We start from the raw sequence: 14,013 nt of genomic DNA on the forward strand, positions 1-14,013 counted from the left end.
ATGCAGCCGGCGCACCCAGACCTGGCATCGGCTAGAATCTGCGGGCCAGATACCGCTTCAGCCGTTCCAGGAGCCCGGTCTGCTTCTCCGGCGGAGGCGGTCCGGCCGGCGGGCTCGCGGCCGGCCCGGATCCGTAGTGACGGGCCTTCGCCGCAAGATCTCGCTCCCGCTCTGCGGCGATCTGCTCGTCGCTCCAGGGGCCGGCCTCGATGACCTTGCCCTTCCGGATGACGTAGTGGGATCGGCAAGGCTGATGCCAGTTGCCGACGGACGGGTTCAGGCTGACCGTGTCGCCGTCGTAGGTCATGGACCAGTCCGTCGGCGTGAGGGGCGTGTAGACGTCGGTGCCGCAGCCGCAGCAGCAGCTGTGGGCGACCGTGCCGTACTCCATCGAGACGTAGAGCACTCCCGGATCTAGCCGATCCGGGAGTAGATCGACGAAGCGATGCTCGAGGCGCCGGTGCCGCGTCATGCCGCCACCTCGTTCACCAGCAGGTTGCCGTCGGTCGTGTAGGTGCTGTGGAGTTCGCCTTCGAAGTCCCGGTAGAACCCCTTGAGCTTTTTCCACTTCACGACCGCCATGATGGCGTTGAGCGCATTCAGGTCGGCGACCTGGATGTTCGATGCATAGACGTCTTCGTCGCCGCCGCCGGCGAAGGAGACGTGCCGCCCGATGCGATCCCGTGCGCCGGGCGTGCTGGCGGTGACCCGGAGGATGCCGCCGAGCGTCCCGTCGACGAGTTCGAGCCCCATGCCGCAGTCGATGAACGACGCGCCGATCTCCTCGAGCTTTTGCATGATCAGGCGTTTGGCCTCGCCGGAGTCGACGCAGATGAAGGCGAAGTCGATGCCGTCGAGCAGGTAGAGATTGGTTTCGTCGAGCGCGACCGAATGGGCCGAGATGCCGCGATGCATGTTCGAGTAGATGCCCGCGAAGTGGTCGACCTTCCTGGGGACCTCCCGCAGATCCTCGATCGAAGGCGCGCCGGGGGCCCGAAACGCGTTGTGCTGAAGGAAATCGTCGCCGTCGAAGAGGCGGATCTCCGAGACCGGCGTCTTCGCGACGAGATCCAGGACGTATCCGCCCGAACCGCCGAGCCCGATGATCGCCACTTTGCCGCAGAGCTTCTCCGTGAGAGCGCCGATCCGGGCCCGGCCCGAGGCCGTCTCGATGTATCTGAAGACGCCCTCCTCGCCTTCGTCCTCGGGCGAGCGGTAGACTCGCGGGTCCGCCGTCGGATCGATCTGTAACGCCGGCCCGGAGAGGATGCCGGCGTAGGTCGCCATCTTCTCGAAGTAGTCGGCATAGCCGCCGTCGGGCTTGCTGGAGAAGGAGTGCCGGGACGCAAGACCGTGACCCCACCGCTGCGGGCAGCTCTGGTAGCGGATCGCATCGATGGGCCTGCCGGTCGCGTCGCAAGGGTAGTCGCCATCGAGATGGACGACGTGACCGTTCACTTCCGCATCCGGTCGGCGGGCGACGTCGCCCGCCAGAAGAAGGTTCGAGATGAGCGTGCCTCTGCGGATCCGCCGCTGCGCGTCCACGTACGGGACTTCGCGCATGACGAGGTACCCGCCGACGATCTGGACGCAATAGCCTTCGTCGCGAAGACGCTTGAGGTCCGGACTAGCTCTGAACGGTGCGGGTGACATTGAACCGGCTCCCGTTCTTGACGTCCACGGCGCCGCCTGCCGTCAGGCTCCCGGCATGCGGCTCGGACGCCGCGCGCTGGTAGGTCATGGTGAACACGACGTTCGCCGCCGGGGCGGAGCCCGGGAACGCGAGCCGCACGATCTGCTCGAACGTAACCCGGAAGCCGACGACCGTGTGGGGCCGGGCATTGACGATGATTTCGATCTCGGTCGGCGGCTTGCGCGCCACGACGAAGCGCTCGACGCCGGGTGCGGTGAGATCGAAGGTCTCGTCGGGCTCGATCAGCCGGTCGGTGCCGCCCGGAACATCGAGGAAAACCGCCTCGTCGGCGCCGGGCGCCGCCAAGGCATAGAGGTCGGCGCCGGCGATCTCGGGCTTGCCCCAGGTGATCCGGGCGTCCCGTACCACGAAGCGGAAGTCGCGGTCGGAGCGGAATGCGACGAAGCGCCCGACGCCGCGACCGCGCAGATCGAACGTCTCGTTGGAACGGACATTCTCGAAGTCGCCAGTCTGCAGGATCGCGAACAGACTGAAGTCGTCGGGAGGGTGCAGTCCGGCCTCGCGGAGGATCAGGCTGCCCTCGGGGACGGGATCGGGGATCCGAAGCGGACGGAACTGCAGGTTCCCGTACGCCAGTTCGATGCGGTAGGTGTCGTGGCGGTCGTCGTGACCGCGGTCGGGAAGGGGAGGCATGATGTGATTCCTTCGAGGATGGGCCGGACGGCGTCCGGTCTCGAAGGATCAATCGAAGGGATTAGGCTTGACCGGTAAGCTCGGCCGCGGAAAATTTCATTCCGTCGTGTCGAAGGAGCGGGCTGCCGGCTGCGCGCCGGGGCCGGCGCAGCCATCGACGGATCGACCTCCGCTTCACCCCGACGGCGACGTGGATCGCACCCCGGTGCGCGCGCGTGGGGACCATCTGTCGATGATGTCACCGATCTCCGAAGCCCGGCGACGAGACAGCCTCGCGGCCTCGGCGAATTCGGGCTATCGCCCGATCGCCTCGCGGACTTCTTCGACGACCGCCCTGGCGTCGGCCGGAGAAATGGATGCTTCGGCGGCGACCTTCATGATCTCTGGCTCGCCGGGATTTCGGCTTTCGCCGGCGACGGCGAGATTGTGTTCGCCGCAGGGTCCCACCGAACAGGTGAGGTCATAGGCGGGAGCGGTCGTCCAGCGCCCGTCGGACGACATCTGGAAGGCGTGGTTTTTGGCGTGGTCATCCCGGTTGTGGGCGAACACGTTGAATATCATGCGGCGGAAGATCTGCCGGACCTCCTGGACGTCTCGCGTCAGGTTGCCCGCGATTCTCATGAGGAGTCCATGGCTCCGGGGAGACGGTGGTCGGCCTCCGCGAGGCCCGACGCCGTGTGCAAGTGGACGCGGCAGGTCTCGGCGTGGTCGAACCTGCTTACGGTAAAATAGCTCCCCGCCTTCGTCCGGATCAGATCAGCCTCCGGCATGACGACGCCGGCGGCACGTGCCATGAGCGAGTAGGCATACTCCTCAGCACCGATCTCGGCCGGGTCGTCCCTCGGTCCGAATTTGAGCAGCCAATGCCCGTAGCCGTCGGGCAGACCTTCTCCGGCGTCGTAGCGGACAGTCCGGGTGGACGGATCGAAATTGATTACGACCTTCGGCCGGGCGCCCCCCCGAACTGCCCTCTGCCTGCCGCAGGGTGTCGACGTCCGCCTCCGGCAGATCGTCTTCGACCTGCCGCGCCTGGCCTGCCAGCCATTCGAGATCGGCGACGCCTTCCGGCGACTGCTCGTCCAGCGGCATCTCGGGCACCTACCGCAGCGTACTCATCCCCCTGGTCCCGACCGCGGCCAGCCGGTCCAGCGGCGTCAGGAAGCGATAGTCGTAGCCTCGCTTCCGCAGACTTCCTTCCAGGAGCGCCGTCCTCAGCCATCGGGAAGGCTGTCGTTGAAGAGACCATGAAGGCCTTCGAACGTCTGTGCCCGAGCCGACGTCACACCAGCCTTGGCCGGGAGGCGGAAGGGCGAGATTGGAAGCGGGGCGCCGAGGAAACCCCGATCGAACTCGAAGTAGGCCCTCCGTTCATCCTTGTGCCAAGCCAGCCTGCCGAGCGGGCGGCTTCGGTCGCCGATCGCGATCTCGACGCCGAGGGCGCCGATCTGCAGGAAGGACTCGTTCCGTCGCTTCGCGGTCATCGCCGGCGGCTCCTTGCTCTCTTGAGAGGTTGCGCCATCACCTGTTCGAGCGTCTCGAACTGCCGGGGTATGAACAGGCTATCGAAACCGCTCTCGGCCTGTAGGGCGCATGCGATGTCGACCGAAGCGCTTGAGGGAGCCCAGGCTCACTCCCGACCGTTCGGCGAGCGCGTCCTGGGTCAGCTGTTCCCACAGACGGCACTCCTTCGCCCAGGCGGCACCCGACGCCAGGATCTCCGAAGGTGCATTGAGGGATAACATGTTATCTCCACGGCCCTGGTTAAGCAGATAAGAGATAACATATTGTCTCTTGATGAGTATAAACCGACATGTCGAGGCACGTGTCCGCTAGGGCATCGCGAAGAGTCCGGCGGTCCTAGCAGCGCCAACCACCCGACACGTGATGGCTACCAGTTGCGCGACAGCTGGCCCTCTGGCACCGGTCCGCAGATGAAGAAGGCCGGGCAGCGAGGGCATGTGTCGGTCCCGGGATCGGTGGGAAACCGGCCGGCGCGGATATGGCGCAGGGCTTCCTCGAGAGACCGCTGCCGATTTCGGAGCATCGTCGGCTTCATGCCCACCTCGGAGACCTTGCCGTCGGCAAGGTGGACAAGTTCGGCGACGGCATCCGGATATGCCTGCCGCGTGGCAAGGGTCAGGATCGCTGCGGCGATATCCGTACCCTCCTTCGACCGCCTGTGCCCCGTCTTCACGCGTCTGAAGCGTCTCCGGCCGTCCGAGTGCATGATGAGATCGTCGGCGCGAACCCGGATCGCGTCGGCGCCGATCCGGAGGACGACGTCGTCGGTCGTCTCCGGCCGATGCCCGTCCCGCGTCGCTACGAAAAATTCCAGGAGCGCGCGCGCGTGGACGCCGTACTGGCGGAAGTCGGGATCGGGCAGACCGGCCTCTTCGAGGGCTACCGCCATGGCTCCGTCCAAAGCCGTCGGAGCGGGGGCGATGCTGCCCTCCACGATGCCGTGGACGACGACCCGCACGGCCTCGTGCATGCGCATGAACGGCGACTCGGTCCGACGTCCCCCGATCCGCAGCACATGGGTGTAGAAGAAACGGCGCGCGCACGACTCGTAGAGGCCGATCTGCTCGCCCGTGAAGATCATCTCGCCGCCGACGCGCAGGCTGATCACCGCATCCTCGACGGAAGCCGCCGGCTTCGGAACGGGCTGCACATGATTTCGGGACAACCCTTCGCCGAGGCGGTCCACGAACCGCGACAGCGCGCGGGCGCCACCATCAGATCTTTGGGTCGCCGCGTAGAGGAGGAGTCTATCCCGCGCCCGCGATGCCGCGACATAGAAGAGGCATTCCTGCTCCTCGTCGTGGCCTGCATGCAGGGTCTCGATGCCGCCGCGATCGGCCCCCTCGATCATTCCATCCGGGGGCGGGCATGGCGGCGTCTGCGCCGGTCGTGGCAGCGTGTCGGCGTTCATCCCCGGCACGTGAACCACCGGGAACTCCAGCCCCTTGGCACCGTGGATGGTCATCAGATGGACGGCGTCCATGGTGCGCGCAGATGCCGGCAATTGCCTCAGATCGCGATCGTCCCGAAGACGGACCAAGCGCTTGATGCGCTCTAGGAGGCGCGGCACCGGAGCGCCCCGACCGGGCGGTTGAACCCGCAGGAAGTTCATCAGCTGCCACACCGCGATGCCTCGCGTGCGGCCAGCGACGTCACCGGCCTCCGACATCTCCGCCGCCAGCCTGGAACGGTCGAGAAGCAGGCTCGCAAGAATCGTCCAGGGGTGCGACCCGGCATCGAAGCCGGCGCATGCCGCGGCCACCGCCGCGAGCCCCTTCCGGCCGCGCTCCGTCATGCTCGAGCGATCAATCCAGACGTCCCACTCGCCGGGGAGGCAGGGACTGCGGCGCAACTCGGACAGCGCGGCATCGACATCGGGCATCGACATGGCGAAGCACGGGACGGACGCCAGTCTCACGATGCCCATTCCCCGCGGATCGCACAGGACCGACAGGAAGGATAGAAGGTCCTTCACCTCGGGCCGCTCGAAGAGACTGCCGAGATAGAGGGCCGGGATGCCTTGGAGCTCGAGTTCTCGGGCGAAATCCGACAGCTTCTCGTTCCCGGTGCAGAGCACGGCTTGGTCGCCGTAGGAGTATCCCGCCCGGCGCATCTCCTCGATCGCTTCCGCGATCTTCTGCGGCAGAGCTTCCTTGCTGTCGACCTTGCGCAGCTCGGGACCCGCACCGCTTCGCCCTCGGCTCGAACTCAGGCTTCCGCCACCCGTCGGCATTTCCTCGGCGAAGGCAGAGAACGCGCCAACGATCTCGCTCGTCGAACGGTAATTCACCTGCAGCCGTCCCCGGCGCCCTCCTTCGAAGTCCTCCTTGCCGAAGCGGCTCGTGTTGAACGACGAAGCCCCCCGGAACCGATAGATCGACTGGCGGGCGTCGCCCACGGCCCAGAGATTCTCTCCCTTGCCACAGAGCGCCTCCAGCAACCGGACACTCGCTCGGTTCACGTCCTGATACTCGTCGACCAGGACATGGGCGCATTGCTTGCGCATGATGTCGCGGACCTGCTCGTCGTTCTCGAGCAGAACGACCGGCCTCATCACCAGATCGCCGAAATCCAGGCACCCCTCGTCCGCCTTGAGACGCTCGTACGCGGCGTAGACTTGGGCGACTTCTCCTGCCCTGGCGGCGATCTTCTCGGCGTCGGCCGACGCTGCAGCCGCCGCCATGTCTCGGGCGAGTTCGGCGTATCGCAGCTCGTCCACCACCTCGTCCTTCGCGCGGGAGATGGCCTTCAACATCTCCGACACGATCCGGGTCGGATCATAGAGGTTGCGGTACTCCTTCAGATCAAAGGCCGGAAAGCGCTCTTCGAGAAGTTCGACCGCTTCCGCCCGGTCCATGAGCCGCCTTGGTCGGAGCGAAGGAACGAACCGCTTGATCAGGTCGAGCCCGAAGGAATGGAAGGTGCCGATCTGCATCGCCGCCGCGGCATCTCGATCGACCCGGGCGAGGCGGTCGGCCATTTCCACCGCGGCCTTGTTCGAGAACGTCAGCAGAAGGATCGAGCGCGGATCGACTTTCTGGTCGAGAAGCCACGAAACACGTCCCGTGAGAGTTTGCGTCTTCCCGGTGCCCGGACCCGCGGCGAGCAGATACGGACCGGAGAAACGTCGTGCGGCAACGCGCTGGCGTGCGTTGAGAGGCGGGGGCGGCAGCCCTTCTTCGGTCTGCGCCTTCGCCGGAACGATCGGGAGCAGCAGCGCGTCCAAGAGCTGCTGGGCCACCACCTCGAAGGGCATCCCGAACTCGTCGGCGATCGCGGACGCCATCCTGCCATCGACGACATGGAACTTGCGGACGACGTGGCGCGGCAGGAGCAGTTCGCGTCCGAAGAGGTCCATCTGGATCTCGCGGCGCTGCTGCCGGTTGTAGCCGATCCTTTCGAAACCCTCGGGCGAAGGCTCCGATGCACGTGCCGGGTCCATCGGCTCCGCTGGCACTCCCGGCGGCGCCTTGCCGTCACCGAGTTCGGCGTGGCCGATCTCATGAGCGACGAGGAAGGCCTGTTCGAACGGGGAGCCCACGTTCTCGTGGACGATCAAGTCGTCGGCAGGCGCGTATGTCGCCCGCGATCGGTCGAGCGTGACCGCACCGGGCCGAGCCTTCTCGACGTCGATGCCGCGAAGACCGGCCGCGGCTACGGCGAAGGCGTAGGGATCCCTAGGATCGTGACCCGCCGCGACCGTCGCGTCGTGCAAGGCGGCCGCAGATTGCCGCGCGATCTCGACCGCATCCATCTCAGGCGTCTTCCGACATCAGAGCTTCGAGCCGCTCGCCTCCGACCTCCGCGTCGATCAGGACCTGTTCGAAGGTCGCGAGCCCGTCGTTGCCCGGTCGTCCGTCCGATTTGTAGCTGCGTGCTCCGGCGGGAACCGGGCTCCCGAGCAGACCACCGACGAGTTTGTCGACCGTGACGTCCAAAGCCGCCGCGAGCCTGCCGAGGAACCGACGCGGGACGGAGGAGAGACGGATCCTCCGTTCACGGAACGCAGCGATCACCTGTCGAGGGACGTCGAGCTGTCGGGCGATCTCGCGCAGGCGGCCCGTCTCAAGTCCGGCGAAAGGGTCTCCGGCTTCTCCCAGGGCCACGAAACGATGGGCCTCGAGCGCGTTCCCGATCAGGCGTTTGTCCACGTCGGACAAGGGCCGTTCGTCCTCGACGAACGTGCGCGACAGCTCGCGCGCGAGATCGACGAGATCGCGCGCGAACTGAGGATATCGTGTCAGATAAGTTTCCAGCGTCCGACGATCGTGGTCGGGCTCGACCGAGAAGGCGTCGAGGACGTCGTCCCGGGATGGCTGCGAGGAAGCGGCGCTCATCGGTCGTCTCCATCCCTCATGAAGCGTTCGATGGCGAGGTATGCCTTGTCGCGATATGTCCTGATGGTCTTCTCCGAACGCCCTAGAGTCTTGGCGATCGTGACGGCGAACGTCTCGTTCGAGTCGATCGGTATCCCGAGCCGCAGCATCTCGATGATCCTGATTTGTTCCGCAGGTAGTTCGTCGATCGCTGCGTCTAGCCTCAACCGGTAATTCGTCGACGATTTTTCGGCGACGTCGAACGGATCGTATTCCCCCGCCGCATGCTCGACCTCCTTCGAAAGCTCGCCGGATTCGTCGTCGTACGACAGGCCGGTCGTCCGATTCTCTTCGCGCCAGACCTTCCTCTCCGCATCCACCCGAAGCCTGCTCATCGCGCTTTCGAAGCGGATCTCGAAGAAGTCGAGCTTCTCCGAGTAGAGGTGGTGGTCTTCGGACAGCAGCGTCACGAAGCGGTCGAACATCCGGTCGCGGATCTCGCCGGTGCTGTAGGATTCGACTTCGCCACCGGCGCGTTCGGCGTTCGGAAGCCGTTTGAGGACCCGCTTCAGCAGTTGTGCGTACAGTCGGTCGAAATAGCGGTCTGAGTTGTCGATGCGCGTGCTTCTGACGAAGTAGAGGAGACATTCGGTTTCGACGTATTGCGGATTGCCGCGCGGGATCTCGCAGCGCTCCACGAGTTCGTCGCGAGACAAGAGGACGAGCTCCTCGAGCTGCGCAGTCGTCTCGGGACGACGCTCGTATGGCTCGCCTGGACCGTGGTCAGCCAGCCGACGCTTCCGCAGCGGTGTAATCAAAGCGATGCCCCCCGTGCATCTGCGATCACCGCTCGATCGACGCGGTGTTCTCCGGACTGCGCCGGCTGATGCTGTCTACCGATTTCGGTTGCCGGTTTGAACCGAGCACCTCCACGTTCTATGGAGCTGTGCACGCTGAATCGGGCCCGAGCAGGCCGACCGTCGTGCCGACGCGCGCGATAGGGCCGCGCTCGGCATCGACTTCAACCCCGACTGGATCGGCCTGCAGGGTGCGCGGTGCGCCGTGTCAGGCTGCGCGGTTGGACGGGGTTTGCCTTCTAGGAATAATATCCTGTTGGCGTGTGGATGGTGCGGCCGGTGTCCGAGGGCCGGACGTGCCGCCGCCCGGCTCGTAGGACCCGGAGTCGAAGCTGCTGAAGGCGAACATCCGACCGACAGCAGCCACGGTTGCGCTCCCCCATTGGCAGAGGATGCGCGTTGTGATCACCGGCCGATTCCATATCGGGTCCCGCCGGGTAAGCTGCCTGGAAAGCCGCGAAGGAACCTCGCGGCTTCACCGGCGTCAGGCTATTTGACCTGGACTGTCTCCCGACGCCGGGTCGGCGTCGCATTCCTTCCTTGCCTGGACGAAACGAGTTGGACCGATGCCGGTGGCCGATGAGGCGCTCTACAGGCTGCTCCAGGTTTCGGATCTCCACTTCGGCAACATCCCGGCCAGACAGTCGACCGCTTCGAGCGCTCCATCTCCGCGCCTGATCGGTTTGAACCCGCTCTTCGACGGGCACTTGGGGCATCACGCTGCGGGCGTTCTGGCATTGAACGATTTCCATGCGAGGTTGCGTCGGCAGTGCGAAGGCTTCGACATGGTCGTGACCGGCGACGTCACGGCCAACCGTGCCGTCGGTCAGTTCGATCTGGCAGGGTGCTTTCTGGGGGCGGGGCCTTCGCAGTTCAGCTTCCAGCTCGGCCGTTCGGATTGGGCGGATACGGGCATCTCGGGCAACCACGACCAGTGGAACGGAAACAACTCGATGATTGGGGGGCCGACCCCGGGGCCTGGCTCGGCATCTCCCACAACCAATGCCCAGGGTACGGGCCAGGATCCTGCCCGACGATACGATCTTGAAGTTCCTCTTCATCGACACGGACGCCGACGTATCCGCCTCCAGTCCGAACCGCATCCTCGGCCGCGGAGCGTTCCATACGCAGTTACAGGCTCTGGAAGGACTGCCTCCATCGGAGAACGCGAGATCCGCGTTCTGGTCATGCACCATTCCGTGGTCAGTCCCGTCAAACCAACCCCCGATCCCTCCCGTCCGGGCGTGGTGCAGATCACGCGTGGCGGAAGACGTCGGATGATGGAGATCGCCGATTTCTCGATGCGGTTGCTGAACCATTTCATCGTCGACAAGTCGATATCGGTGGTCCTCTCAGGGCATATGCACGTGGCCCCGTTGTCCGAGATGGTCGCCTCCAACGGTCCCTACACCCGGCGCTACCTGGAAGCCCGCTGCGGATCGACGACACAACGCGACAGATTCGAATACAAGGACTTGAAAGGCATGCCGCAGGCCCGCGCGCTTCGCCCGAACACCTTGCCCGTGTCGTTGCCCCGGCCCGGGCGCGCGAAGCGGTCGCGGAACAGGTAGTGGCTGACCAGCGCGGTGAAGGCGCGCGTGCGTGCGCGCTGGCCGTCGCCGCAGATCTAGGCCACCGCGATCCTGGTGTTGTCGTACAGGATCGACAGCGGCACGCCGCCGAAGAAGCCGAAGGCAGCAACGTGCCCGTCGAGGAACGCCTCGGTGGTCTCGCGCGGATACGCCCTCACGAAGCAGGCGTCGGAGTGCGGCAGGTCCATGCAGAAGAAGTGGACCTTGCGCTGCACGCCGCCGATCGTGGCCACCGCCTCGCCGAAGTCGACCTGGGCGTGGCCGGGCGGGTGGGCGAGCGGCACGAAGGTCTCCCGGCCCTGGGCCCGGCAGATCCGCACGTGGTCCTTCACCACCGTGTAGCCGCCGGCATAGCCGTGCTCGTCGCGCAGCCGCTCGAAGATGCGCTCGGCGGTGTGGCGCTGCTTGACCGGCGCGCTCCGGTCCGCCTCCAGGATCGCCGCGATCACCGGCAGCAGGGGCCCAAGCTTCGGCTTCGCGACCGGCTTGGTGCGGGTGTAGCCCGGCGGCAGCGAGAACCGGCACATCTTGGCGATCGTCTCGCGGCTCAGCCCGAACACACGGGCTGCCTCACGCCGAGAGTTGCCGTCGATGAACACGAACTGTCGAACGGCCGCGTAGACTTCCACGGCGAACATCCTCGGCTCCTCTCGACAGAGAAGCCTCTCCACGGGCCGGCTTTTATACCGGCCGCATCAGCACGGCGCCGACGCTCCAGTGGATGGTTTTGTCACCGCCCTACACACCGCCAAAGCCTTCCTCTACGCCGCAGCCGTCATCATCCTCATCAGACGCCTCGCCCGCTCAGCCTGACTTCTCGGACGGACTCTAAGCGGATGCCGTCGATTTCCGCGGCGAGCGGCGTGAGTCAAAGAGCAGGGCCGAATCCGCATGCCGGTCGTTCATTCCGTGCGAGGTTGCAGTGCGGAGGCTCGACTGGTTGCCTTGGCCGGCCTGCATGCATGGCAGCCAAAGCCGGATCGAGACAATTTCCCATCGGGCATCTCTCTTCGACTTCCCGAACTCGCGGGTCGTCGCATCGAGTCGCACCGTCCGTGAATGTGTTCTTGCTCGGAATTATGGACGCTGAGGCCGAAGTGCTTCCCCTTCCGTCGATGCCAAAGACCGGTGCCGTGCCGACCGGCATGTCGCGGCAGGTCGGTCGGCATGCGCGGCAACGATCCGGTCCCTGATTACCCGGGGCCTCGGCCACGTCCACAGACGAGATAGTCGGTCAGTTTGTCTCGTCCATGTCGAGTTTCTGTCAAAGCATGCCGACTTCGGATGGCATAAAAAGGATAGTATAATTCAAAAAAGCGTTGTCATCTGCGATGATTTCCGAGCAAATCGCGCTAAGTCCGGACTTGACGGATCGATAGGTGACGATCAAATCTGAAGCTGTTCCGCAGGTTGGGCGGCCGTGAAAGCCGCTTGGACGAGTGAATGCTTGCAAGGTATGGCCTATTATCTTGGTATGATTGCCGTAGTCGTCGACCTGCATCGTCGGCGCGGCCTCTTCGCCGCCCGGTCCACCTCCCTGCCAGCTGCTCGGCTGACCTGGCGCAACAGTACCGTCCGAAGTCGGCATAATCCGTCGCTCTCGGTTGTTCGGGGAAGCTGGCGAGATCGCAGAAGGCATGCGGAACCTGCACGGTGAACGTCAGCAGCGCGGCTTCGAGTTGTCGGCTCAGGTTGGGATCAGTCCCGGCACACGTGATGGTGCGAAGGCAGCCGTCGTTCCGCACGAAGATGTCGTGCCGCAAGGGCCGAGCGAGGAACTGCAGATGCCCGAGGTGGTCCACCGGGACCCGATTGCCGTCGTCCCATGGGCAGGCGAAAGGCAGCGGTCACCGAACGGTCAGCGCGGCACGCCGGGCGCGTCGCGATGAAGCCCGATCCCATGACCCTCGATCTGCTGGCGACGCTCGACGTCGTCGACGACGACGTCTGCGCGGTGGTGGATGCCTATCTGGCCGATCCGCGGCCGCGCATGATCGGTTTCGGGGATGGCTATCGGATCGACCCCTCGGCCGCGGTCGAGGCCCACCCTTTCGCCGATCAGCTAATCCGGCAGCCCTGGGCCTCCGACGAGTTGCGTCGGGCGGCGGTCCGCGCCGCCATCCTGCTGGCACGGCCCGAACGAGCAGCGTGACGTCTACTGCCATGCAGTCGTTGCAAGCGTGCGTCGGCTGAGGTGACCGAAGGCAACCAGGGCGGCGAGGTGCGCAAGATCGGCTACATCGGCCTGGTGCGCATTAAGGATTCTGCAAAGAAGGCCCGCAAACCGGTGACCGAAGGTATGCTTGCCTTCACGATCGAGAACTTCGACAAGGTCGACGACCGGCACATCATCGTCGGAAGCGACAACAATCTGCCGTTTACGGCCAGCCGGGACACGCACCAAGTGGACGACGACGACTTCGTGCTGCTCGAGGTGAATGATTTTTTGATGACGAAGTAGGGGGCCGGTGCCCGAAGCCTCCGCACGAGGTCCCGGGACACCTGATTGAGATCGTTGCCGCGATGCGGCGGCGGCAATACCCCTCGGACGTGCATGGGACGGCTCTGCAGGAGACGGTTCTGCACAGCCTCGTCGAAGCGCGCCTCGCCCATCTCAAGATCGCCGAAGCGTGGTTCCTGAATGGCGCCACCTTCGAAGCCATGGACCTTTGCCGGACGAGTTGGAACGGTCGCTTGGTCTTCGGTCGCCGTCCCGAGCTGGAGCGGCGTCGCAAGAGCATGATCAACTGCGACGGCTGGCGGGGAAACCGCCTGCGCCTCTGCTACACATGCGGCGACCGCATCCTGCTGGGCGACCATCACTTCCGCTTCGCGCCGCAGCCGGCACCTGCCTGCTTGCCTTCCGCGGCAGGCAGCGCGGGCTCGCCACAGCCTGCATCTGCCATGGCACACTTTGTCATGATCGCGACGACCGGGAGACAAACAAGCCACCTATATCACTCATCGTGCGCCTGAACGAAATGAAGACGCATCGATGGGGAGCATGCCAAAGCCCGTCGGAGTGCATCGCGGCCGAGGCATGCCTATTAGACGCGGCTTAAATCATCCGGGCCATTTTGCAGATGTCGTCGACCTTCGATTTCTCGAAGACGGTTGACTGCGAACGCGGACGGATATTTCGGGAGCATCTGCAGCCAATGGAGAGGATTCCGCAATGAGGAAGACTGTCAAGCAACTGACGGTCGTGATGGTCTTCGGCTCGGCGGCCTTGGTCGCGACGGGCGCCTCCGCCTTCGAGCGTGGCGGCCATGCCGGCGGCCCAGGGTGGGCGCGCGGTGGTCACGGCTTGGGTCCAGGCGGCCATCGCGCGTTCCGGGGAGGCGGCCATGGAGGGGTCGCTCCCGGATTCTATCGGGGTC

The 14,013-nt window shown here is 65.2% G+C and carries 15 protein-coding genes and 2 pseudogenes; 5 read left to right on the forward strand and 12 right to left on the reverse strand.

Annotated features, from left to right (window positions below; all coding sequences use genetic code 11):
* Positions 1–31: 31 nt before the first annotated feature.
* The 9 genes from DK427_RS04790 to DK427_RS04825 form a co-directional block, all read right to left on the reverse strand.
* Positions 32–472, reverse strand: coding sequence for a ubiquitination-like system serine protease family protein (locus DK427_RS04790; protein WP_109950268.1), 441 nt, complete (start codon positions 470–472; stop codon positions 32–34).
* On the reverse strand, positions 469–1,653 hold the full coding sequence (locus DK427_RS04795; protein WP_109950269.1) for a ThiF family adenylyltransferase: 1,185 nt from the start codon (positions 1,651–1,653) through the stop codon (positions 469–471). The genes DK427_RS04790 and DK427_RS04795 overlap by 4 nt, the downstream gene beginning before the upstream one ends.
* Positions 1,628–2,347, reverse strand: coding sequence for a multiubiquitin domain-containing protein (locus DK427_RS04800; protein WP_109950270.1), 720 nt, complete (start codon positions 2,345–2,347; stop codon positions 1,628–1,630). The genes DK427_RS04795 and DK427_RS04800 overlap by 26 nt, the downstream gene beginning before the upstream one ends.
* Before the next feature lie 294 nt (positions 2,348–2,641).
* Positions 2,642–2,968: a HipA domain-containing protein gene (locus DK427_RS27300; RefSeq protein ID WP_281276977.1), complete on the reverse strand. Its 327-nt coding sequence runs from the start codon at positions 2,966–2,968 to the stop codon at positions 2,642–2,644.
* Positions 2,965–3,399 carry a HipA domain-containing protein gene (locus tag DK427_RS27305; protein ID WP_342772546.1) on the reverse strand — a complete coding sequence of 145 codons (435 nt, stop codon included), beginning with the start codon at positions 3,397–3,399 and terminating at the stop codon, positions 2,965–2,967. Before DK427_RS27305 ends, DK427_RS27300 begins: the two co-directional genes overlap by 4 nt.
* A 159-nt stretch (positions 3,400–3,558) precedes the next feature.
* Positions 3,559–3,828: a HipA N-terminal domain-containing protein gene (locus tag DK427_RS26925; RefSeq protein ID WP_245930801.1), complete on the reverse strand. Its 270-nt coding sequence runs from the start codon at positions 3,826–3,828 to the stop codon at positions 3,559–3,561.
* A 407-nt stretch (positions 3,829–4,235) separates the two neighbouring features.
* Positions 4,236–7,622 (reverse strand): UvrD-helicase domain-containing protein, encoded by a 3,387-nt coding sequence (locus DK427_RS04815; protein WP_109950272.1) that lies wholly within the window; start codon positions 7,620–7,622, stop codon positions 4,236–4,238.
* Position 7,623: 1 nt separating this feature from the next.
* Positions 7,624–8,205 carry a hypothetical protein gene (locus tag DK427_RS04820; RefSeq protein WP_109950273.1) on the reverse strand — a complete coding sequence of 194 codons (582 nt, stop codon included), beginning with the start codon at positions 8,203–8,205 and terminating at the stop codon, positions 7,624–7,626.
* Positions 8,202–8,900, reverse strand: coding sequence for a DNA-binding response regulator (locus DK427_RS04825; RefSeq protein ID WP_245930802.1), 699 nt, complete (start codon positions 8,898–8,900; stop codon positions 8,202–8,204). Before DK427_RS04825 ends, DK427_RS04820 begins: the two co-directional genes overlap by 4 nt.
* A 707-nt stretch (positions 8,901–9,607) precedes the next feature.
* On the opposite strand from DK427_RS04825, the gene DK427_RS26015 reads away from it, so the two are divergent.
* Positions 9,608–10,612, forward strand: coding sequence for a metallophosphoesterase (locus DK427_RS26015; RefSeq protein WP_162559621.1), 1,005 nt, complete (start codon positions 9,608–9,610; stop codon positions 10,610–10,612).
* Here the strand turns inward: DK427_RS26015 and istA are convergent.
* Both istA and DK427_RS26020 read right to left on the reverse strand, forming a co-directional pair.
* Positions 10,549–11,271 (reverse strand): annotated as a pseudogene (gene istA, locus DK427_RS04830) (IS21 family transposase); the annotation flags it as partial. The gene DK427_RS26015 and the pseudogene istA sit on opposite strands and share 64 nt — an antisense overlap.
* Before the next feature lie 626 nt (positions 11,272–11,897).
* A complete protein-coding gene (locus DK427_RS26020) occupies positions 11,898–12,134 on the reverse strand; it encodes a hypothetical protein (protein ID WP_162559670.1) in 237 nt (78 codons plus the stop codon).
* Between the two features lie 136 nt (positions 12,135–12,270).
* On the opposite strand from DK427_RS26020, the gene DK427_RS26025 reads away from it, so the two are divergent.
* The 4 genes and pseudogenes from DK427_RS26025 (at position 12,271) to DK427_RS04845 (ending at position 13,609) form a co-directional block, all read left to right on the forward strand.
* Positions 12,271–12,522: a hypothetical protein gene (locus tag DK427_RS26025; protein ID WP_162559671.1), complete on the forward strand. Its 252-nt coding sequence runs from the start codon at positions 12,271–12,273 to the stop codon at positions 12,520–12,522.
* Between the two features lie 11 nt (positions 12,523–12,533).
* On the forward strand, positions 12,534–12,785 hold the full coding sequence (locus tag DK427_RS04835) for a hypothetical protein (protein WP_245930803.1): 252 nt from the start codon (positions 12,534–12,536) through the stop codon (positions 12,783–12,785).
* Positions 12,786–12,824: 39 nt separating this feature from the next.
* Positions 12,825–13,094, forward strand: a pseudogene (locus DK427_RS04840) (esterase-like activity of phytase family protein); the annotation flags it as partial.
* A 62-nt stretch (positions 13,095–13,156) separates the two neighbouring features.
* A complete protein-coding gene (locus DK427_RS04845) occupies positions 13,157–13,609 on the forward strand; it encodes a hypothetical protein (protein ID WP_109950277.1) in 453 nt (150 codons plus the stop codon).
* 82 nt (positions 13,610–13,691) lie between these two features.
* Here the strand turns inward: DK427_RS04845 and DK427_RS26030 are convergent, their stop codons facing one another.
* Positions 13,692–13,982, reverse strand: a complete 291-nt coding sequence (locus DK427_RS26030) for a hypothetical protein (protein WP_162559672.1) — start codon at positions 13,980–13,982, stop codon at positions 13,692–13,694.
* Positions 13,983–14,013: the final 31 nt, after the last annotated feature.

The organism is Methylobacterium radiodurans (genome assembly GCF_003173735.1).
In the GTDB taxonomy this organism is placed as follows: Bacteria; Pseudomonadota; Alphaproteobacteria; order Rhizobiales; family Beijerinckiaceae; genus Methylobacterium; species Methylobacterium radiodurans.